At 62.2% G+C, this 19,278-nt stretch carries 19 protein-coding genes and 1 tRNA gene; 11 read left to right on the top strand and 9 right to left on the bottom strand.

The window, feature by feature from the left end:
- Window positions 1-131: 131 nt before the first annotated feature.
- Window positions 132-476: a hypothetical protein gene (locus tag ACF8GF_RS24370; RefSeq protein ID WP_392461588.1), complete on the bottom strand. Its 345-nt coding sequence runs from the start codon at window positions 474-476 to the stop codon at window positions 132-134.
- Between the two features lie 130 nt (window positions 477-606).
- Here ACF8GF_RS24370 and ACF8GF_RS24375 point away from each other — a divergent pair, with 130 nt between their 5' ends.
- The 5 genes from ACF8GF_RS24375 to ACF8GF_RS24395 all read left to right on the top strand — a co-directional run bounded on the left by ACF8GF_RS24375 (window position 607) and on the right by ACF8GF_RS24395 (window position 4,602).
- Window positions 607-1,194: a DUF2796 domain-containing protein gene (locus ACF8GF_RS24375; protein WP_392487504.1), complete on the top strand. Its 588-nt coding sequence runs from the start codon at window positions 607-609 to the stop codon at window positions 1,192-1,194.
- Window positions 1,195-1,905 carry an ABC transporter ATP-binding protein gene (locus ACF8GF_RS24380; RefSeq protein ID WP_176684347.1) on the top strand — a complete coding sequence of 237 codons (711 nt, stop codon included), beginning with the start codon at window positions 1,195-1,197 and terminating at the stop codon, window positions 1,903-1,905.
- Window positions 1,905-3,170 carry an ABC transporter permease gene (locus tag ACF8GF_RS24385; protein WP_176684346.1) on the top strand — a complete coding sequence of 422 codons (1,266 nt, stop codon included), beginning with the start codon at window positions 1,905-1,907 and terminating at the stop codon, window positions 3,168-3,170. The genes ACF8GF_RS24380 and ACF8GF_RS24385 overlap by 1 nt, the downstream gene beginning before the upstream one ends.
- 126 nt (window positions 3,171-3,296) lie before the next feature.
- Window positions 3,297-3,809: a DUF3299 domain-containing protein gene (locus ACF8GF_RS24390; RefSeq protein ID WP_209968269.1), complete on the top strand. Its 513-nt coding sequence runs from the start codon at window positions 3,297-3,299 to the stop codon at window positions 3,807-3,809.
- Window positions 3,810-3,918: 109 nt separating this feature from the next.
- Window positions 3,919-4,602, top strand: a complete 684-nt coding sequence (locus ACF8GF_RS24395) for an OmpW family protein (RefSeq protein ID WP_021783920.1) — start codon at window positions 3,919-3,921, stop codon at window positions 4,600-4,602.
- Here ACF8GF_RS24395 and ACF8GF_RS24400 read toward each other — a convergent pair.
- Window positions 4,590-5,795 (bottom strand): MFS transporter, encoded by a 1,206-nt coding sequence (locus ACF8GF_RS24400; protein WP_392461594.1) that lies wholly within the window; start codon window positions 5,793-5,795, stop codon window positions 4,590-4,592. The two genes, ACF8GF_RS24395 and ACF8GF_RS24400, sit on opposite strands and share 13 nt — an antisense overlap.
- Window positions 5,796-5,897: 102 nt before the next feature.
- Here ACF8GF_RS24400 and ACF8GF_RS24405 point away from each other — a divergent pair, with 102 nt between their 5' ends.
- Entirely contained in the window at window positions 5,898-6,341 is a 444-nt protein-coding gene (locus tag ACF8GF_RS24405; RefSeq protein WP_209968275.1) for a helix-turn-helix domain-containing protein, read from the top strand.
- Between the two features lie 30 nt (window positions 6,342-6,371).
- On the opposite strand, the gene ACF8GF_RS24410 is transcribed toward ACF8GF_RS24405, so the two are convergent.
- Window positions 6,372-7,310 (bottom strand): NAD-dependent epimerase/dehydratase family protein, encoded by a 939-nt coding sequence (locus tag ACF8GF_RS24410; RefSeq protein WP_176684342.1) that lies wholly within the window; start codon window positions 7,308-7,310, stop codon window positions 6,372-6,374.
- Entirely contained in the window at window positions 7,303-8,187 is an 885-nt protein-coding gene (locus tag ACF8GF_RS24415) for a sugar nucleotide-binding protein (RefSeq protein ID WP_176684341.1), read from the bottom strand. The genes ACF8GF_RS24410 and ACF8GF_RS24415 overlap by 8 nt, the downstream gene beginning before the upstream one ends.
- A 261-nt stretch (window positions 8,188-8,448) precedes the next feature.
- Here ACF8GF_RS24415 and ACF8GF_RS24420 point away from each other — a divergent pair, with 261 nt between their 5' ends.
- From ACF8GF_RS24420 to ACF8GF_RS24430, 3 genes are read left to right on the top strand one after another with little or no spacing between them, the layout of a single operon-like run.
- Window positions 8,449-9,489 (top strand): hypothetical protein, encoded by a 1,041-nt coding sequence (locus ACF8GF_RS24420; RefSeq protein ID WP_392461596.1) that lies wholly within the window; start codon window positions 8,449-8,451, stop codon window positions 9,487-9,489.
- Window positions 9,490-9,505: 16 nt separating this feature from the next.
- Window positions 9,506-10,297: a TSUP family transporter gene (locus ACF8GF_RS24425; protein WP_209968281.1), complete on the top strand. Its 792-nt coding sequence runs from the start codon at window positions 9,506-9,508 to the stop codon at window positions 10,295-10,297.
- Window positions 10,298-10,305: 8 nt separating this feature from the next.
- Complete coding sequence (locus tag ACF8GF_RS24430; protein WP_176684339.1) at window positions 10,306-11,151, top strand: alpha/beta hydrolase; 846 nt, start codon at window positions 10,306-10,308, stop codon at window positions 11,149-11,151.
- 11 nt (window positions 11,152-11,162) lie between these two features.
- On the opposite strand, the gene ACF8GF_RS24435 is transcribed toward ACF8GF_RS24430, so the two are convergent.
- On the bottom strand, window positions 11,163-11,972 hold the full coding sequence (locus ACF8GF_RS24435; RefSeq protein WP_176684338.1) for a helix-turn-helix transcriptional regulator: 810 nt from the start codon (window positions 11,970-11,972) through the stop codon (window positions 11,163-11,165).
- Between the two features lie 178 nt (window positions 11,973-12,150).
- Here ACF8GF_RS24435 and ACF8GF_RS24440 point away from each other — a divergent pair, with 178 nt between their 5' ends.
- Both ACF8GF_RS24440 and ACF8GF_RS24445 read left to right on the top strand, forming a co-directional pair.
- Window positions 12,151-13,593 (top strand): sodium:alanine symporter family protein, encoded by a 1,443-nt coding sequence (locus ACF8GF_RS24440; protein WP_176684337.1) that lies wholly within the window; start codon window positions 12,151-12,153, stop codon window positions 13,591-13,593.
- 63 nt (window positions 13,594-13,656) lie between these two features.
- Complete coding sequence (locus ACF8GF_RS24445; RefSeq protein WP_392461598.1) at window positions 13,657-14,655, top strand: asparaginase; 999 nt, start codon at window positions 13,657-13,659, stop codon at window positions 14,653-14,655.
- A gap of 106 nt (window positions 14,656-14,761) precedes the next feature.
- On the opposite strand, the gene ACF8GF_RS24450 is transcribed toward ACF8GF_RS24445, so the two are convergent.
- The 4 genes from ACF8GF_RS24450 to fdhE all read right to left on the bottom strand — a co-directional run bounded on the left by ACF8GF_RS24450 (window position 14,762) and on the right by fdhE (window position 19,276).
- Window positions 14,762-14,857 (bottom strand) — tRNA-Sec (locus tag ACF8GF_RS24450).
- A gap of 6 nt (window positions 14,858-14,863) precedes the next feature.
- The gene (selB, locus tag ACF8GF_RS24455) at window positions 14,864-16,786 is read right to left on the bottom strand and encodes a selenocysteine-specific translation elongation factor (RefSeq protein WP_392487505.1); all 1,923 of its coding nucleotides are present in this window, start codon (window positions 16,784-16,786) and stop codon (window positions 14,864-14,866) included.
- Complete coding sequence (gene selA / locus ACF8GF_RS24460; RefSeq protein WP_176684334.1) at window positions 16,783-18,210, bottom strand: L-seryl-tRNA(Sec) selenium transferase; 1,428 nt, start codon at window positions 18,208-18,210, stop codon at window positions 16,783-16,785. The genes selB and selA overlap by 4 nt, the downstream gene beginning before the upstream one ends.
- Before the next feature lie 139 nt (window positions 18,211-18,349).
- Window positions 18,350-19,276 carry a formate dehydrogenase accessory protein FdhE gene (gene fdhE / locus ACF8GF_RS24465; RefSeq protein WP_392461600.1) on the bottom strand — a complete coding sequence of 309 codons (927 nt, stop codon included), beginning with the start codon at window positions 19,274-19,276 and terminating at the stop codon, window positions 18,350-18,352.
- Window positions 19,277-19,278: the final 2 nt, after the last annotated feature.

Consider the following 19,278-nt stretch of genomic DNA (forward strand, 5'->3'; position numbering starts at 1 on the left):
GGACCTGTGGGAGCGGGCATGCCCGCGAAGAAACCGACACAGTGGATGGCACCGGCTCTGCCGGTGTTCGCGGGTAAACCCGCTCCTACGGGCGACCGCGCAGACTTTTCAGATTTTGAGCAAGACAGCGCTCACCCGACCCAGTGATAAACCGGCGCATCCACGCCACTCTCCACCTTGACCTCACTGCTGTGCCGCAAACGCACCAGCAGCCGTTTGCCCGCCGCCGTACTCCCGGCCAACCCTTCCAGCCGGTCCAGCAATTCCGGCCCGCTCATCTGTCCTGCCAGGCGCAACACATCACGCGCCGCAGCCCACTGAGCGTCATTCTGGCGCGGCCCGGCCACCGCTGCTGTCGCAGCCGCCTGGGCTACCACCGGCACCTCGGTCTGCCGCCCCAACTGCGCCCACTCTTCAGGCGTAAGCTCGATGGTCAGGTCCACCGGCCAGTCACCAATCTGTCCACGAACTCTCATGATGCATTCCTTGAACTCACGTCAATGCAGCCATGCTACCGCAACATGAAACCTGTGCCACACAGACTGGCGGCAAGCAGAAAAGTTGTTATAACATAACCGAATCTTTCAGCCCGCTCCGGAGTCGTCCATGCGTCGCCTGCTGCTCGCCCTGCCCTTCGCTTTGCTGCCACTGGCCGTTGCCCATGCCCACGATGACCATGATCATGACCACGCCCACGGCTCGCTCGGCGCCCACGAGCATGGCGTGGCCAAGCTCAACGCGGTACTCGATGGCAATACCCTGGAACTGGAGCTGGACAGCCCGGCAATGAACCTGGTCGGCTTCGAGCATGCCGCCAGCAGCGATGCCGACAAGGCCAAAGTCGCCGCCGTGCGCCAGCAACTTGAACAACCACTGAAGCTCTTCGGTCTTTCTGGCGCCGCAAACTGCAAGGAAGACCAGCAGGCACTGGAAAGCCCTCTCTTCGGTGACGCCTCCAAGGCCGATGACGAGAGTGACGAACACGAACATGAACACGAACACGGCCATCAGCACAGCGACATCGGCGCCCACTACCAGCTGACGTGCGCCAACCCCGACAAAATGACCCAGCTGGACCTGGCGCCGCTGTTCAAGGCCTTCCCCGCCACCCAGAAAATCAACGTGCAACTGATCGGTCCCAATGGCCAGAAAGGCCTGGAATCCACGCCGGCCAAGGCAGCGGTCGCCTTCTGAATGAACCAGCCGTTGATCGATCTGCATGACCTGGTGTTCGCCTGGCCAGGTCACCCGCCGCTGCTGGATATTCCGGCATTGCGCCTGGACGCTGGTGAGGCACTGTTTCTCAAAGGCCCCAGCGGCAGTGGCAAGACGACCTTGCTGGGCCTGCTGGGCGGGGTGAACGTGCCGGACAAGGGTCGCATCCAGCTGCTCGGCCAGGACCTCGGCAGCCTGAGCCAGGGCGCCCGCGATCGTTTTCGGGTCGATCACACAGGGTACATCTTTCAGCAGTTCAACCTGCTGCCGTTCCTCTCGGTACGTGAAAACGTCGAGCTGCCCTGCCGCTTCTCGCGCAGCCGCAAGGCACGCGCCGAGCAGCGCCATGGCAGTGTTGACCAGGCGGCCAGCACGCTGCTGACCCACCTGGGCCTGGGCGACCCTGCCATGCTTGCCCGCCGCGCCGACAGCCTGTCGATCGGCCAGCAGCAGCGGGTCGCCGCCGCCCGCGCACTGATCGGCCAGCCTGAGCTGGTGATTGCCGACGAACCGACCTCGGCTCTGGATGCAGACACCCGCGAAGCGTTCATCCGCCTGCTGTTCGATGAGTGCCGCGCCGCCGGTGCCAGCCTGCTGTTCGTCAGCCACGACCAGAGCCTGGCACCGCTGTTCGACCGCCACCTGTCGCTTGCTGAACTGAACCGTGCCGCCAAGCCCCGGGAGGCCTGATGTACCTGCTCCGCCTTGCCTTGGCCAGCCTGGCCAACCGCCGCTTCACCGCTTTTCTGACCGCCTTCGCCATTGCCCTGTCGGTGTGCCTGCTGCTGGCTGTTGAGCGGGTCCGTACCGAAGCCCGTGCCAGCTTCGCCAGCACCATCAGCGGCACCGACCTGATCGTCGGCGCACGCTCTGGCTCGGTGAACCTGCTGCTGTATTCGGTGTTCCGCATTGGCAACGCGACCAATAACATCCGCTGGGACAGCTTCCAGCACTATGCACAGGACCCACGGGTGAAGTGGGCAATCCCGATCTCGCTGGGCGATTCGCACCGCGGCTACAGAGTGATGGGCACCACCACAGATTACTTCAGCCATTACCAGTACGGCCGCCGCCAGCATCTGCAACTGAGCCAGGGGCGAGAGTTTGCCAACGACCCGTTCGAGGTGGTGCTCGGCGCCGAAGTGGCCGAGGCATTGCACTACAAGCTGGGTGACAAGCTGGTGCTGGCCCACGGCGTGGCCGCAATCAGTCTGGTCAAGCACGACGACAAGCCGTTTACCGTGGTCGGCGTACTCAAGCGCACCGGTACCCCCGTCGACCGCACCCTGCATATCAGCCTGGGCGGCATGGAGGCGATCCATATCGACTGGCACAACGGCGTACCCGCCCGTGGCGCCGGGCGCATCAGCGCCGAGCAGGCCCGTACGATGGACCTGCAACCTGCTGCCATCACTGCATTCATGCTTGGCCTGAACAGCAAGATCGCAACCTTCAGTCTGCAGAGGGAAATCAACGAATACCGCAGCGAGCCGTTGCTGGCGATCCTGCCTGGGGTCGCCCTGCAAGAGCTGTGGAGCCTGATGGGCACCGCAGAGCAGGCATTGTTCGTGGTGTCACTATTCGTGGTGCTGACCGGTTTGATCGGCATGCTCACGGCGATTCTCACCAGCCTCAACGAACGCCGCCGAGAAATGGCAATCTTGCGCTCGGTCGGGGCCCGGCCTTGGCATATTGCAGGGTTGCTGGTACTGGAAGCACTGTCACTGGCGTCGGTCGGGATCGTGGCCGGGCTTGGCTTGCTATATGCGGGTATCGCCCTGGCACAGGGGTATGTGCAGGCCAACTATGGTTTGTATTTGCCACTGGCTCTGCCAAGTACTCATGAATGGACCTTGCTGGCTATCATCATGGGGGCCGCGTTGCTGATGGGCAGCGTGCCGGCGTGGCGGGCTTACCGCCAGTCGCTGGCCGACGGCCTGTCCATCCACCTCTGAGTGCGCGTAATGATCAAACACCTCTCCGCCTGCCTCGCGGGCACGCCCGCTCCCACAGGGAGCCCCGCAGGCTTCGGACCTTGTGCAGTACCTATGGGAACGGGCATGCCCGCGAAGAGGCCGGCAATGCACATGCTGCTGGCCCTGCTGTTGCTGGTAGCGATGCCTCTGTGGGCCGCCGAACCCAAGGAGCTGGACTGGCCCGCGCTGATCCCTGAAGGTGCACCGGTCATCCCGCCGCAACTGGCTCCGCTGCACGACATGTCACAGCTCAGCAGCGCATTGTCTGCCGAATCCGCCCCGCCCGCGCGCCAGCAGGCGCCCGACGCGCCAGTGGTAAAAAGCCTCGACGGCCAACAGGTCAAACTGCCCGGCTACATCGTGCCCCTGGAGGTCAGCGAGGAAGGCCGCACCACCGAATTCCTGCTGGTCCCTTACTATGGCGCGTGCATCCACGTGCCGCCGCCACCACCGAACCAGATCGTGCATATTTTCAGCGAGATGGGCGTGCGCGTCGAAGACCTCTACCAGCCCTACTGGATCGAGGGAAAGATGCAGGTTAGAGCTTCCAGCAGCGAGCTGGCCGACGCTGGCTACCAAATGGAAGCCGAGAAAATCTACGCTTATGAGCTGAGATGAGAACTGTTTCGAATTCGTGAAGACGCTTCGTTGAGCTGGGTCAAACTTTCCGTTTAACCAGCTCCGTACCATTGGACTACTCGATTAATAACGTCCTTTGGGAGCTTCCATGAACAAGTCCTTGCTGGGTGCCTCGCTTGTGGCCCTTGCGCTCGCCGCCCCTGCCGCCCACGCCTATCAGGCGGGGGACATGATCCTGCGCGCAGGCGCCATCACCACCGCCCCGAACGAGAGCAGCGGCGACCTCAAGTTCGACGGTAACAAGGTGTCGGGCACCAAGGCGACCCTGGACAGCGATACCCAGTTGGGCCTGACCTTTGCCTACATGCTCACCGACCACATCGGCCTGGAGCTGCTGGCAGCTACCCCGTTCAAGCACACTGTCGCCGTAAAAGGTCTGGGCGGCGGGCTGGACGGCAAGCTGGCGGACATCAAGCAACTGCCGCCGACGCTGTCGCTGCAGTACTACCCAATGGAGCCAAATTCGCGCTTCCAGCCGTACGCTGGCGTCGGTATCAACTACACCCTGTTCTTTGACGAAGACTTGAGCAGCGCACGCAAGCAACAAGGCTTCAGCAACCTCAAGCTGCAGGATTCGGTAGGTATCGCCGGCCAACTGGGCATGGACTACATGCTGACCGACAACCTGCTGGTAAACGCCTCGGTCTGGTACGTCGACATCGACACCAAGGCCAGCGTCAACGGCCCGACCGCCCTTGGCTACAGCAAGACCAAGGTCGACGTCGACGTCGACCCGTGGGTATACATGGTCGGCCTAGGCTACAAGTTCTGACCTGAACATTGCAGGGCGGCCTCGGCCGCCCTCGCGCGCTGCAGCCATAGCCAGTAGCACAGCGCGGCGGCACTGATGCCCATGCCAAGCCCACACACCGCAACCCAGCCCCAGTGTGCAAACACCCAGCTCGCCAACACCGCCCCCAAACCGCTGCCCAGCGAATAGCAACACATGTAGGCGCCGATCAAACGGCTAGCCATCGCACCACGTCCGGTCAGCAACAGGCTCTGGTTGGTAACATGCACTGCCTGCACGGCAAAATCCAGCATCAGCACACCCAGCACAAAGGCCAGCAATGAATGCTCGACGAACGCTGTTGGCAGCCACGACAACGTCAGCAGGGCCAACGACACCCCGGTTGTACGCTCACCCCGCCCATGGTCGGCCAGACGCCCGGCATGCGAAGCCGCCAGCGTACCCACGACACCTGCCAGGCCAAACAGGCCGATCTCGGTATGGCTCAGCGCCAGCGGCGCAGCGCTTAGCGGCATGACCATGGCGCTCCAAAGCACGCTGAATGCAGCGAAGATCAATACACCGAACACGCCGCGCTGGCGCAGCAACCTGTCGTGCCGATACAAACTGAACTGGGCCATGATCAGCGCCCGGTAACGCGGCCGGCTCCTCATCGGCTGCCCGCCGGGCAGACTGCGCCACAGCACCAGCGCCAACAACATCAAGAGCCCTGCGGCGACCAGGTACACACTTCGCCAACCGGCCAGGTCGGCAAGCCCGCCCGAAGCCAGCCGTGCCAGCAGAATGCCCAGCACCACACCACTGGTGACAGTGCCTACCGCCTGCCCTTGCTGGCCAGGTGAGGCCAGGCTCGCGGCATGAGCCACCATCACCTGCACCATGACGGCCATCAACCCAGTGATAGCCAGAGCCAGCAGCAATATTGCCCAGTTCGGCGCCATGCCAACGCCGACCAGCGCAAGCGCCGAGAACAGCAACTGGCCAAGCAACAGACGTTTACGGTCGACCAAGTCCCCGAGCGGCACAATCAGTAGCAGCCCCAGGGCGTAGCCCGCCTGGGTCGCGCCGACTACCCAGCCAATCTGCTGCTGCGCCACCCCCAACTCAGCAGCCATCGACTCAAGCAGCGGTTGAGCGAAGTACACCGTCGCCACAGCCATCGCACTGGTGGTGGCAAGCAACAGGGTTATCCAGCGTGTCAGCGAAGGTATCATCGGGCAAGCCTCTGGAATCTGGTTTCAATTTGAAACCACACGCTGGCTATTTAACAAAAGTGGTTTTAATCTGCAACCAGATAATCAAGACAGGCGTGCCCCATGCTCGATGAAAACAATGCGCAGTGCCCCGTGGCCCGGGCTCTGGAGGTGCTGGGTGACCGTTGGGCGCTGATGATCCTGCGCGATGCCTTTGACGGCCTACGGCGTTTCAGTGAATTTCAGAAGAACCTGGGGCTGGCGAAGAACATCCTCACCTCGCGGCTAAAGCTGTTGGTGGAAAGTGGGTTACTGATGACACAGCCGGCATCGGATGGCAGTGCCTACAAGGAATATGTGTTGACCGATAAAGGGCGGTCGGTGTTTCCAGTGGTGATTGGTTTGAGGCAGTGGGGGGAGCGGTTTCTGTTCGAGGCGGGTGAAACGCGTTCGGAACTGGTGGACGGCGTGACGGGGCAAGCGCTTGAGATATTGCAGGTCCGCAGCCAGGATGGGCGGGCCTTACATCCCGAAGATTGCCAGCGCAGAAGGGTGCGGCATGGGTGATTTCAGGGCCGCGGCGCAGCCCCGAGGGGTTCAGCCTTTACCGAGAAGCTTTGCCAGGCCTTCAACCATCGGCGTCACCTGCGCAAAATCGAACCGCGCCAACAACCGCTGGTTATCCGCTCGCGAATGGCGGATATCACCCGATCGCGCCGCCGCATAGCTGATCGCTGGCAAGCGCCCCACAACCTTCTCCAGCGCAGCCAGCAACTGGTTCAGTGAGGTCGCCTGGTTCAGCCCGATGTTCACCGCCCCCTCCTCGACCTGCGGCTGCTCCAGTGCCTGCACCATCACCTGCACCAGGTCGCCCACGTAAAGGAAGTCCCGCGTCTGCTCGCCATCACCGAACACTGTAATCGGCAAGCCCTGTACAGCACGCTCGCAGAAGATGCTGATCACCCCGGAATACGGTGAGGAAGGGTCCTGCCGTGGCCCGAAGATGTTGAAGAAGCGGAACACCACCGGCTCCAGGCCATGCTGGCGGCGGTAGAAGTCCAGGTACTGCTCACTGGCCAGCTTGTCCACGGCATAAGGTGTCAACGGCGCCTTGGGTGTGTCTTCGGAAATCGACTCCCCTTCACCATTGTTGCCGTACACCGCTGCGCTGGAGGCGAACAGCACCCGACGCAGCCCATGCACGCGCATGGCTTCGCAAACGTTGAGGGTACCGATGAAGTTACTCTGGTGAGTACGCACCGGGTCTTCGACCGAGGCCTGAACCGAGGCCACCGCGGCCAGATGCACCACAGCACGGCAACCAGCCGCAGCCTGAGTGACCAGCCCGGCATCGGCAACATCACCTTCGATCAGTTCCAGCCGGGGGTGGTCGACCTGCAGATTGCTTCGTCGGCCGGTGGAGAAGTCGTCGAGAATGCGTACGGCGTAACCTTTGTCCAACAACGCATCGCACAGGTGGGAGCCAATGAAGCCGGCACCGCCGGTGATCAGGATGGGGGCGTCAGCGTCAGCCATGGCGGTAGAACCGGTCCAGTAGAGGTGGCAAGCCAGCGCGCCAGGCACGCGGCTTGATACCGAAGGTATGAAGGATTTTCTTGCAGGCCAGTACCGCATGCTGTGGCTCTTCGCTGGCATCCGGACGCGCGGCATGGGCCTGCGCCGTGGGGGCCTGCACGGCCAGCTGGCGGTATTGACCGGCCTCGGCGAGGATCGCCTGGCCCAGCGCCAGCGGCGTGGTCGCCTCATTGCCGGCGTAATGGTAGGTGCCCCACAGCGGCGCATTGCAATCAAGTTGCTTGAGTACCGACAGGATCACTCGGGCGGCATCATCGATCGGCGTCGGGTTGCCACGTCGATCATCGGCCAGCAGCAGCTCTTGTGGTTGCTCGGCACGGGTCAGGAAGCGGCCCAACGCGCCATCGATACTCTCATCCAGCAACCAGCCAAAGCGCAGCAGCACATGCTGCGGGCAGGTCGCACGCACGCTCTGCTCGATGCGCCAAAGGGCCTGGCCACGCAAGCCCAGCGGCACTGGCTCGTCCTTTTCGCTATAGGCCGTGGCCCGCGAACCATCGAACACACGGTAGCTGGATGGCTGCACCAAGGTGATCTGATGGTGCTGGCACAGCTCTGCCAACCGCTCCACCGCCCGCTCCTGTTGGGCCAGGCGCTGCTCGCTGACCGACTCGGCCTGGAACCAGTCGAAGTAATAGGCCAGGTTGACCAGCGCGTCGGGGCGATGGTCATCGAGCAGCTGAGTGAGGCTTGAGGGCGCCCAGCCGTTCTCGGGCGGGCGCGGTGCCAGGAATGCGATGTCCTCCTCGGCCCCAAGACGAATCAGCGCTTGCCCGAGGGCATTGCCACCACCCAACAGCATTAGGCGCATACGCATAGAGTCAGCAGATCCGGAGAGGTTGATGGAGTAAAGGGGTTATTTTGCGGTTTCCTGCCCGGGAAGTCCAACACCGGCCCCGTTGGATGCCGCAGGCGGGAGCGATTCCACAGTTTCACCGTTCAATACCGCCACAGGCAGAAATCTCCTACGACACACAAGGAATGGGCTGACTTCCACGTATCGGCATAACTGCATTGAATAGTCGACTCCCCACTTGCCAGGCAGGGAGCCTCACAAAAAAACTACAAGGAACGTTCAATGCCTCATTCCGAAGCTGCGTACCTGGATTTTTACCCAGAGCAAAGCCAGGCCATAGCCTTTGCAAGCCAAACCCTTGCTGATTTGGGTGGACCGGAGGCTAAAGGAGTAGCACTTCAGGCTCGTATATTCGCCGATCAACTCGAAAAAGCCTTGAGTGAAGAACAGCGTGCGCTCCTCCGGCGCTTCAGTGAAGGCCATCTATCTGCCTTGATGTACAGGCAGATGCACTGTGCCAACGAGCCAATACCAGAATACCTACCCGACATTACCGCCCTGGCGCAAAGCCCTCGCAGCCAATACCTTGCCTCGCGCAATCAACTGCTGCTGGAGCTCGTACGCCACCGCAGTTTCGCCTTCGATATCGACAACGATGGCAAACAGGTCCGCCTGGTCGGCAACTTCAAGGGCGGTGGCCGCGTCCCGCGACCCGACGAAGATCCCTGCCTGGAGGTTGAAACCAGCTCGCATGCGGGCTTGCGCTTAGGGCCACACACTGAAGCACCTTACAACTGCTCAACAAACGCCAGCAACGCTCACTCCCCTGCTCCCTCAGCACTGATTCTCACTGCGCGCTGGAACCCCGCCAATGAACCTACGAATGTCTTCCCACTCCGGGAAATCATCGAACGCTTGAGTAACCTGGACACACTTGCGCTGACTTCAAAGTCTTTCGACTTCACACGCAGTGACTGCTTCGCTCAGGGACAGGGCAATGCTGGCAAAGCAGTTTCAATGCTGCAGTTCGAGCCCAATGGTGGTTTCTCTGTTCGATACAACAGCTATCGCTTCAGTCTGAATGAACGTGCCTGCAACGCTGCGGCGCGCGCGTTCAGCGCCTTTCAAAAAGCACTGAGCACTGCACAACCGCTGACGTTTGCCCTGCAACCTGATAGCGCACTGTTGATCAACAACAGCCGAGCCTTGCACGGCCGCGACAAGGTCCAGGACAACCGGCGCCTGCTTATCCGTCAGTTCGGATACTCCCCCTTCGCCGTACCGTTGGTGCTCGCTGAAGACCCGCTGCTGGTCCGTGGTTGAGCACAGGAAATACCCCATGATCGAAATCGACTTGACGTTTGTTCTGCTACTCGCACTGGTTGCACTGATGGCCGGCTTTTTTGATGCTATCGCCGGCGGCGGTGGCCTTATCACGCTCCCGGTGCTGTTCATTGCCGGTGTAGAACCCTTGGCAGCTATTGCCACAAACAAGTTCCAGGCAGCTTCGGCTACGGTTTCGGCTACGTGCGCCTTCGCCCGCAAAGGCATGATCGACTGGAGACGAGGCAGTCCCATGGCTGTCATGTCGTTCATCGGTGGGGCGTTGGGAGCCTTGTCGATAACTTACGTCCCCAAAAGCGTTTTGCAGGCGTGCGTCCCACCACTGCTGATCCTGATCGCCGCCTACTTTGCCTTCAGCCCAAAGCCGAATGAACAAGCGCGCAAGGCAAAGGTATCGACTAGCCTATTCTGCGTGACGGCTGCACCATTCATTGGCTTTTATGACGGCATCTTCGGCCCTGGAGTCGGCTCGTTCTTCATGCTGGCTTGCGTGGTCCTCCTGGGCCAGCACCTCATTCAAGCCGTATGCACCAGCAAGCTTTTGAACGCAGCCTGTAACCTGGGCGCATTGTCAGTCTTTTCTCTCAGCGGGGCGATCATCTGGCCGCTGGCGCTGGCAATGGCGCTCGCCGCCTTTCTGGGCGCGCAATTGGGGGCACGCTGCGCAGTACGCTTCGGCTCACGCCTCATAAAACCGCTGCTGGTCAGCGTCTGCTGCATCATGGCACTCAAACTGCTGCTCGATACGGGCAACCCGCTCGGCGAATGGCTCAACCAGTTCTTCTAGAGAGCACCATGCACATTCAAAAGGCTTCCCCGCAGCGCGTGAAGTGGCAGTTTGACGAGCCCGCCCCAGGCAAAGAGCTGTTCATCAATGAAGTCTTTGGAAACTATCAGCAACAGGCGCGATTGCTGGTACCTGATATCGAGCGCGCAGCTCCAGCATTCGTTTTGGGGGGAGCGCGTTCCGACTTTACCCGGCTCAACCCCCTGCTTTATCGCCTGCAAGCCGCAGGCATTGGTTCACTCACTGGCAATCTGTCAGGTCATAGCCTCGCCAGCGAGCCAGGCGCAATATCGCCGTCACTGGCTACGAACCTTGATGAAGCACAGCGTTTCCACGCGCATATCGCGCCTCGATGCCGAACGCTCATAGGCCACAGCCTTGGCGCGGCAATTACGCTCAAGCTTGCAGCACAGTTGCCACAAGTGGACAACATCGTATTAATCTGCCCAGCAGTTTATCCAGACCACGCCTACCAGGCGCCGTTCGGCCCAGCCTTCACTGCTGCCATCAACAAGCCTTTCGGTTTTCTGGAGAGCGATAGCTACACCTTCCTCAACCAGTTTCGTGGAAGAGTATTGATGGTGATCGGCGAGTACGACGGGCTCAACTCCCAGAGATTCGGCAAAGGCCCTGGCACCAGCGCTGGCAACCTGTGGATTGCCGGCACTGAACGCTATAGCCCGATTCCTGAAGAAGTTACCCTTGCCTTGATGCGAGCAGTTTCAGCGTCGCGCTTGCAATGCCTGTTTCTTACCGACTGCGACCATGGCATCGCGGCACATTTGCGCAGGGCTCCAGCGATAGCGGACCAGGTTGCGGACGCAGTAGCAACGTTCATCCTCGACAATGCTTAAGGCGTTGAGCATTACTCGATCTCGAACAGACCATCGCGCAACGGCGCCACACTCAACCGCTTACGCACATCGTCGTCTATGCGTGGATCATCCGGCCGGTACAGTTTCACCTGTCGATACGCATTAATGCGATTGATCTCCTCGCCCAGGTATTCCCATACCACCCGGGTACAGGCCGGGTTGCGCCGGTCGCCGCTGGATACGCCGGCCTTCAGGCCATTCAACCGGGTGATGCGGCTTTTGAAGCTGGGGATGAGGATGGTCTGGCTCATCTCGTTGAACGTCAGCGACTCGTAGTCGATGAGGAACATCCGGTCCTGCAACTGGAACGCCGCCCCCAGGTAGCGACAGCGTACCTCGGCATGCTGATCGGTGGCGCTGGAGCGCTCCTGCCGTTCCTGGCGCTCGAACAGAAAACGGCCGCGTTCTTCCCACAGGTGCACCAGCGACACGAGGATCGTGCCCGGCACCGACATGCAGTTGGAGTACTCGAAGTAGTAACCGCAATAGCGCGAAAGGTTGCCGCCATGTTCGTGCAACGGGCGGAACAACTCGCTGATCGGGTCACTGGACTGCTGGGCCCGGGGCGATACCCGCGCACCGATCAGACGGGCGAACTGCTCGGCGGGCAGGTTCAGTTCGTAATCCTCGACACCGAAGAAGTCGCCGATACGCTTCAGGTTGAAAGCCGTCGGACGGCTTTGCCCGCTCAGGTACTTGTTGAACTGCGCGCGGTTGATCGACAACTGGCGGCAAACTTCGGAAATAGAGCGGTAATGGCTGCAGGCAAGTTTGAGGTTGGTAGCGAAATGATCGCTCATATGCGGGATCCAGGTGACGCGAATGACGCCATTGTAGCATCAACTCGCATCAAGTCAGAGCAATCCGCGAAATTGTAACCACTCTTGTCATAGCCAACCATGCGCCCCAACGAATAGCGGTGCGCCTGCCGTCCGCTGGTCTTTCCACACGAAGAATAAGAATCGAGGTCATTTTCCAATGCTCGAAGTAATCAACGATTTCCTTTCGGGGAAACTCCTCATCGTGCTGATCGTAGGGCTGGGTAGCTACTTCACCATCCGCTCCCGGTTCGTCCAGTTCCGCCACTTCACCCATATGTTCAGCGTGTTCAAGGAATCGCTGCGTGGCCAGGCAGGCCAGCTGAGCTCCTTCCAGGCCCTGATGCTGAGCCTGGCCGGCCGCGTGGGCGCCGGCAACATCGCCGGTGTCGGTATCGCAGTCACCCTGGGTGGCCCAGGTGCGGTGTTCTGGATGTGGGTCACCGCACTGGTAGGCATGTCCAGCAGCTTCTTCGAATGCACCCTCGCCCAGGTGTATAAGCGCGCTGATGGCGATGGCCTGTACCGTGGCGGCCCGGCCTATTACATCCAGCACGGGCTGAAGCGCAAGAACATGGCCATCGTGTTCTCGGTCTTGCTGCTGGTCACCTACGGCTTCGCCTTCATCGGCCTGCAGTCGTACACCATGACCCATTCGCTGCAGAACGCCTTTGCCTTCGACCCAAGCCACAGCGGTATTGTCCTGGCCGTGCTGATGGCCATCACCTTCATCGGCGGCATCAAGCGCATCGCGGCGGTGTCGGACCTGCTGGTACCCGTCAAGACCCTGGCCTACATCGGCGTGACCTTGTACGTGATCGGCACCCAGATCGAACACGTGCCAGCCATGCTTGAAACCATCTTCAAGAGCGCCTTCGGCCTCGACCCGGCTTTCGGCGGCCTGCTCGGCAGCGCTATCGTCATGGGTGTGAAGCGTGGCGTGTTCGCCAACGAAGCCGGCCTGGGCAGTGCGCCAAACGTCGCTGCCGTGGCTGCCGTGAAACACCCGGGCGCGCAGGGCGTGGTCCAGGCCTTCAGCGTGTTCCTCGACACCTTCCTGATCTGCACCTGCACCGCACTGCTGATCCTGCTTTCGGGCTTCTACACCCCGGGCTTCGAGGGCGACGGCATTGTCCTGACCCAGAACTCGCTGGCCGCCGTAGTCGGTGACTGGGGCCGGGTGTTCGTCAGCGTGGCGCTGTCGCTGTTCGTCTTCACCTGCATCCTCTACAACTACTACCTCGGCGAGAACAGCCTGCAGTTCCTCAGCCGTAACCGCGTAGTGTTGATGGTGTTCCGTGGCCTGGTGCTGGCACTGGTCGTGTGGGGTTCGATGCAAGACCTGTCGACCGTGTTCGCCTTCGCCGACATCACCATGACCTGCCTGGCCTTCGTCAACCTGGTGGCCCTGGCCATGTTGTTCAAGGTCGGCCTGCGAGTCATGCGCGACTACGACGACCAGCGCAAGGCCGGTGTAAAGCAGCCTGTGTTCGACTCGTCCAAGTTTGCCGACCTGGACCTGGACCGCAATGCCTGGCCTGCCAATCCTCAGGTGGAAACAGCCACTGACAAAGCAGTCGGCCAAGTTCAGCCGCAGCGCTGATATCCTCCCCTGCCCAGCCGCCCCTTCCGCGGGCGGCTTTTCTTTCTCCGCTCACTGCTACGGATGCTTTCCATGCGCGCAGTAAAGAATCTTCTCGTTCTCTATACCGGTGGCACCATCGGCATGCTCGAAACCCCCGAAGGCCTGGCACCGGCCGGTGGTTTTGAAGCGCGGATGCGTGAACACTTTGCCCAGATGGCCAATGCACCCCAGGTGCAATGGACGCTGCACGAGCTGGACCCGCTGCTCGACAGCGCCAACATGCAACAGCACAACTGGCTGGCGATGCGCGATGCCATCGTCGAGGCGGTGGATGTAGCGGGCCACGATGGCGTGCTGGTGCTGCACGGCACCGACAGCATGGCCTACAGCGCTGCAGCGTTGTCGTTCCTGTTGCTTGGCTTGCCCGTACCAGTGTTGCTGACCGGCTCGATGCTGCCGGCAGGTGCCCCGGACAGCGATGCCTGGGACAACCTGTGCGGCGCATTGCGCCAGTTCGAACAAGGCCTGGAAGAGGGCGTGCAGCTGTACTTCCACGGTCAGCTGCTGCATGGCTGTCGGGCGTCGAAGCTGCGCAGCGAAGCGTTCGATGCCTTTGCGGCGCTGCCACGCCATCGTGACGCTGAGCGGGCCGATACGATCCCTGCCGAGCTGGGCTACAGGCAGCCGCGCAAGCCGGTCAACCTGGCGGTCGTGCCAGTGTTCCCAGGGCTGCAGGCCGGGCATTTGCAGGCCTTGATCGACAGTGGTGTGCAGGGTTTGCTGCTGGAGTGCTACGGCAGCGGTACCGGGCCGTCGGATGACCAGGCGCTGCTGAATGTGCTGAGCGCAGCGCGCCAGCGCGGCGTGATGCTGGCAGCGATCAGCCAGTGCCCGGAAGGCTCGGTGGTGTTCGACACCTATGCAGCGGGCAACCGCTTGCGCGGGGCCGGGCTGGTCAGTGGCGGTGGCATGACCCGTGAAGCAGCACTGGGCAAGATGGTGGCACTGCTGGGCGCAGGGTTGGATGCTGACGCAGCAGACCGCTGGTTTGTCCTGGATTTGTGTGGCGAACGGGCTTGATCAGCGCCTTTGAGGGCCTCTTCGCGGGTAAACCCGCTCCTACGACGATAGCGTTTCCTGTGTAGGAGCGGGTTCACCCGCGAAGAGGCCCTAAAGGGTGAAAAAATGGCGGAAGGCAGCGGGAGTCGAACCTGCCCGGGAACGGCTGCCGTCCCCAACCGGGTTTGAAGCCCGGCCGCGCCACCGGGCGCGATTGCCTTCCTTGAACTCAGTGCCTGGCCTGCTGTTGGGCCAGGGCGCTGTCGGCGCGGATGTGACGCTGGTCGGCCACCCTCCGGGTCAGGCCGATACGGTCGAAGTATTCCAGAATCTGCACACTGCGCTTGCGACCGATGCCCAACATATCGCGAAACGCAGAAACCTGCACTATCGTCGTTTCGCTGGCCTGCCCCAGCATCAACGCTGCGATGCGCTGTAGCGTCGCCTCTGGGTAGAACAGGTCGCGCACCACCTGATGTACCAAGCCCAGCCGCGCCAACTTGCGCAATAACAGGCGCACATCGGCTTCGGCACGGTTCTCCTCACTCGCCAGTGTCCTGACCCAAGGTGGGTCATATTGCCCTGCGATCAACTTCGGCTGCAGACGTGCCCACAATGCACTGTCGGCTTCGCTCAACTGGACCTTGTGATCGGGCAGATGCAGCCATGGTCCACTGCTGGCGATGGCGCTGTCGTCGAGCAGCTCATCCAGCAGGCTGACGAATGCCGGCCGTTCCAGGGGCAAGGCTACAAAGCGCCGCAAGCGATCACGGTCAGGGCCGAGCTGGTCAGGCTCTTGCTCGTGAAAGCGCGCCAGCTGTTCCAGAACCTGCTGCTTGAGCGCCTGCCATTGGGCGTTGGCGAACAACAGTTGGCCCTGCCGGGTGGCCACCACCCGCACATTGTCCGGTAACTGCCAGGTTTCCCGCAGGCGGTTGAACTGCCGCTCGAGCCGCTGCGGGCTAATGCCGCCCGGTGCACTGGCGAGCAGTGCTGGCAGTGCCTGCTCCAGATCCGCTGCGTCGCGCAGCACCTGCAACTGCTGCAGACGGGCATCGCTACGGCGTTGGCGGCTTGGTGCGAACGGGTCGAGCACCTTGCCGCCGCCCAATGTGCGCTGAGCACGCTGATCGCGCAGCACCAGGCGGTCGCCGTGCACGGCCTGCAACGGCGCGTTGAGCAACAACTGGGCAAACATGCGCTGGCCGGCAGCCAGGCTTTCGCCTTCGAGCAAGGCGACCCGGGCCGTGACATCCTGAGTGCCGAGGTGCACATGCACGGCGCTGAAATGTTCGAAAGTACGCGTCTCATCAGGTAACAGGTTCAGCTCGATATCCACCCGAACACTGGGCGCATGCAACCACTCGGGCACCAACCAGTCGCCCCGGTGCACCTGCTCCACGGCCAGGCGCTCGGCAGCGATGTTCAGCGCCACCCGTTGACCGGCTTCTGCCACCAACGCGGCCTGGTTCTGAGCATGCAGGCCACGCACGCGCACCACTTTGCCAGCCTTGCCCAGCAGCAACGTATCACCCGCACTGACCCGCCCTGCCAGTGCCGTGCCGGTGACCACCACACCCGCGCCGGTAACCGCAAAGGCACGGTCGACGGCCAGGCGAAAACCACCGTGCACACTGCGTTGCCGCGTACCTGCTTCGGCCTCCAGCAGGGCTTGGCGCAACGCTCCCACGCCCTCCCCGCTGATGCTCGACAGCGGAAACTGCCGCGCACCGCCATACGGCCCACGCGCCAGCAGTTCACTGACTTGCATCTGCACCTCGGCCAGGCGCGACGGCTCGACCCGGTCGCATTTGCTGATCGCCACCAAGGCCTGGGGAATACCCAGCAGCTCGATGATCGCCAGGTGCTCACGGGTCTGCGGCATGACCCCGTCGTCGGCAGCCACTACCAACAGCACCAGATCGATGCCATGGGCGCCGGCCAGCATGTTATGGATAAAACGCTCGTGGCCCGGCACATCGATGAAGCCGGTCAACGGCGCGCCTTCGCTCAGCGCCGCATAGCGGTAGCCAAGGTCGATGGTCATGCCACGGGAACGCTCCTCCTGCCGCTGGTCGCCGGCTTGGCCAGTTAGCGCCTGCAGCAGTGCGGTCTTGCCATGGTCGATGTGGCCAGCGGTTCCAACGATCACTGCACCGGCCCCAGCTGCAGAGCTGGTAACTGGGCCAGCCACTGGGTTTCGTCATCCAGTTGGCGCAGGTCCAGCCACAGGGCATCGTCGTCAATCCGGCCCAGCACCGGCACCGGCAGGTCGCGCAGGGCTCGCTCCAGCACATGCAGGCTGCGCCCGCGCAGCTTCTTCGACACTTGCGGGCGCAGGCACAGCGCAGCACTGGGCAAGCGCGCAACCGGCTGGCTGCCACTGCCGATCATGCCCAACGCAGGCTCTACGCTGATTGCCCATTGCTCACCGAGGCGCGCCTTGAGTTCAGGCGCCAGGCGCTCGGCCTGGGCCTGGATCTCGGCCTGGTTGCGAGTCAGCAGGCGCAGACTGGGCAGGCGCTCGGCCAGGCGATCGGGATTGCGGTACAGCGCCAGCACCGCCTCGAGTGCAGCGAGGGTGATCTTGTCGACGCGCAACGCACGCTTGAGCGGATTTTTCTTGATCCTGGTGATCAAGTCCTTATGGCCGACGATGATCCCGGCCTGCGGACCACCCAGCAGTTTGTCGCCACTGAAGGTGACGATATCGGCACCATCGGCCAGGGCCTGGCGTACCGTGGGTTCGGCGGGCAGGCCCCAGCGGGTAAGGTCGAGCAGGCTACCGCTGCCCAAGTCTTCAAGCAGCGGCAATTCATGTTGGTGGGCGATACGTGCCAGCTCGGCAGTAGCCACCTGGGTGGTGAAGCCCTGGATGCTGTAATTACTGCAATGCACCCGCATCAGCAGGCCAGTGCGCGGACCGATGGCGGCCTCGTAGTCGCGGGCGTGAGTACGGTTGGTGGTACCGACCTCATGCAGCTTGACGCCGGCACGGGCCATGATGTCGGGAATCCGGAAGGCACCACCGATCTCGATCAGCTCGCCGCGAGAGATGATGCCTTCCTTGCGCGCGCCCAGGCTGTTGAGCGCTAGCAGCACGGCGGCGGCATTGTTGTTGACCACGGTGACGGCTTCGGCACCGGTCAACTCGCGGATCAAGCCTTCGATCAGGTCATCACGATCACCCCGTTTACCGGTGGCCAGGTCGAATTCCAGGTTGAGCGGATAACGAGCGGCGGTCCGCATGGCCTCGATGGCTTCTTCCGGTAGCAAGGCGCGGCCCAGGTTGGTGTGCAGCACGGTGCCGGTGAGATTGAACACGCGGCGAACCTGGCTACGTTGCTGGAGGGCGAGGCGTTCGCCGCTGCGGCCAAGGAGGATTTCCGGGGCCAGCTCGGCGCTGCCGAGTTCGCCATTACGGGCGGGCTCGCGCAGGTCGTCGAGCAACTGGCGCAGGGTAGTCAGCACGGCGTCGCGACCGTGGCGGTCGATCAGCGGGAGGCAAGCCGGGTGGCGCAGGAGGGTATCGATGGACGGCAGGCGTGGGGTGTCGCTGGCTAGGCTGTTGGACATGCGGTACTACCTTGGACTGATCCGTTGTCTGTGCTGGCCCATTCGCGGGTGAACCCGCTCCTACAAGTACAGCGTCATCCTGAAGGTTGGCGCAATTACCTGTAGCTACGAAGGCAAGTCGGTGTTTCAGTGTAGACCCTCACCCACTACCCGGGGCGAGCATCAGGTTGGGCGCCAGGCGATGGAAACCCTCCCCGTCCAGGCGTATATCCAAGGCCAGGCTGGCCAGGTCGTCGGCCAGCGGCTCGGCCGCCGCATCGTTCTCCAGGTAGTTCTGCTTCAGGTAGCTGTCGCAACCTGGGCAGCACTCGGCGCGCAGTGGCGCCTTGCCGGGTGCATGGCGATCATCCTCAAGGCTGGTGTAACGCAAGTCCTTGCTCGACTCGCAGTACACACACTTGACTCGCACAACATGCCACTCACAGGCACACAACGAACAGGCCAGGTAACGCAAGCCGTTGTGCTTTCCACGGTTGCGCACCACCCCGGCCATCGCCGGCGAACCACAAGCCGGGCATTGAGCCAGGCTGCCGGCAGGCTTGAGCTGGTGTACGGGCAGCGCCAGCAACCAGCTGGACCAAGCCGCCTGCAACGCGGCCCCGAGGAACGGCACCAGTGCTGCGGGCACACCATCGTACTGGCCTGCCAGCAAAGCAATGCCCCAGCCCTTGCGCTGATGGTCATCACTGCCTCGTAGCAGCTGCAGCGCCTCACCCAGCGGGCCACTGCGTTCGCCGCTGAGGTGCTCTAGCAGTGCCTGCAACCAGACCAGCCACGGCCCTTCACGCACCAGGCTGTCAGCCGCCAGCGGCGGCAAACCATGGTCCATGCACAGGCGCTGACGCTCCTCGGCCACGGGCAAGCCGCTGGGCGGGTTATCCACAAGCTGCTGCTGGATGCGGCATAAACGCGCAATCAACCTCAGGTAGTCGCCAAGCGCGTTGCCCTCAGCCAGTTGCTCCAGGCGGGCGGCGCGCAGTTCAAACAGGTTGCCAGCAGGCAGGTGTAGAAATGGCGGCGTGACCGCCGACGCTTCGATCTGCCCGGGTTCAAGTATGATGCTCAAGC

The organism is Pseudomonas sp. yb_5 (genome assembly GCF_043103865.1).
GTDB classification, from domain to species: domain Bacteria; phylum Pseudomonadota; class Gammaproteobacteria; order Pseudomonadales; family Pseudomonadaceae; genus Aquipseudomonas; species Aquipseudomonas putida_Y.

Bases quoted from the DNA above. Each gene is read 5' to 3' on its own strand.
- selA (WP_176684334.1), bottom strand. From the start codon at position 18,210: ATGTCCAACAGCCTAGCCAGCGACACCCCACGCCTGCCGTCCATCGAT.
- ACF8GF_RS24420 (WP_392461596.1), top strand. From the start codon at position 8,449: ATGCCTCATTCCGAAGCTGCGTACCTGGATTTTTACCCAGAGCAAAGC.
- ACF8GF_RS24435 (WP_176684338.1), bottom strand. From the start codon at position 11,972: ATGAGCGATCATTTCGCTACCAACCTCAAACTTGCCTGCAGCCATTAC.
- ACF8GF_RS24390 (WP_209968269.1), top strand. From the start codon at position 3,297: ATGCACATGCTGCTGGCCCTGCTGTTGCTGGTAGCGATGCCTCTGTGG.
- ACF8GF_RS24375 (WP_392487504.1), top strand. From the start codon at position 607: ATGCGTCGCCTGCTGCTCGCCCTGCCCTTCGCTTTGCTGCCACTGGCC.
- ACF8GF_RS24425 (WP_209968281.1), top strand. From the start codon at position 9,506: ATGATCGAAATCGACTTGACGTTTGTTCTGCTACTCGCACTGGTTGCA.
- ACF8GF_RS24400 (WP_392461594.1), bottom strand. From the start codon at position 5,795: ATGATACCTTCGCTGACACGCTGGATAACCCTGTTGCTTGCCACCACC.
- ACF8GF_RS24405 (WP_209968275.1), top strand. From the start codon at position 5,898: ATGCTCGATGAAAACAATGCGCAGTGCCCCGTGGCCCGGGCTCTGGAG.
- ACF8GF_RS24430 (WP_176684339.1), top strand. From the start codon at position 10,306: ATGCACATTCAAAAGGCTTCCCCGCAGCGCGTGAAGTGGCAGTTTGAC.
- ACF8GF_RS24440 (WP_176684337.1), top strand. From the start codon at position 12,151: ATGCTCGAAGTAATCAACGATTTCCTTTCGGGGAAACTCCTCATCGTG.
- ACF8GF_RS24395 (WP_021783920.1), top strand. From the start codon at position 3,919: ATGAACAAGTCCTTGCTGGGTGCCTCGCTTGTGGCCCTTGCGCTCGCC.
- ACF8GF_RS24370 (WP_392461588.1), bottom strand. From the start codon at position 476: ATGAGAGTTCGTGGACAGATTGGTGACTGGCCGGTGGACCTGACCATC.
- ACF8GF_RS24415 (WP_176684341.1), bottom strand. From the start codon at position 8,187: ATGCGTATGCGCCTAATGCTGTTGGGTGGTGGCAATGCCCTCGGGCAA.
- ACF8GF_RS24385 (WP_176684346.1), top strand. From the start codon at position 1,905: ATGTACCTGCTCCGCCTTGCCTTGGCCAGCCTGGCCAACCGCCGCTTC.
- ACF8GF_RS24445 (WP_392461598.1), top strand. From the start codon at position 13,657: ATGCTTTCCATGCGCGCAGTAAAGAATCTTCTCGTTCTCTATACCGGT.
- ACF8GF_RS24380 (WP_176684347.1), top strand. From the start codon at position 1,195: ATGAACCAGCCGTTGATCGATCTGCATGACCTGGTGTTCGCCTGGCCA.
- ACF8GF_RS24410 (WP_176684342.1), bottom strand. From the start codon at position 7,310: ATGGCTGACGCTGACGCCCCCATCCTGATCACCGGCGGTGCCGGCTTC.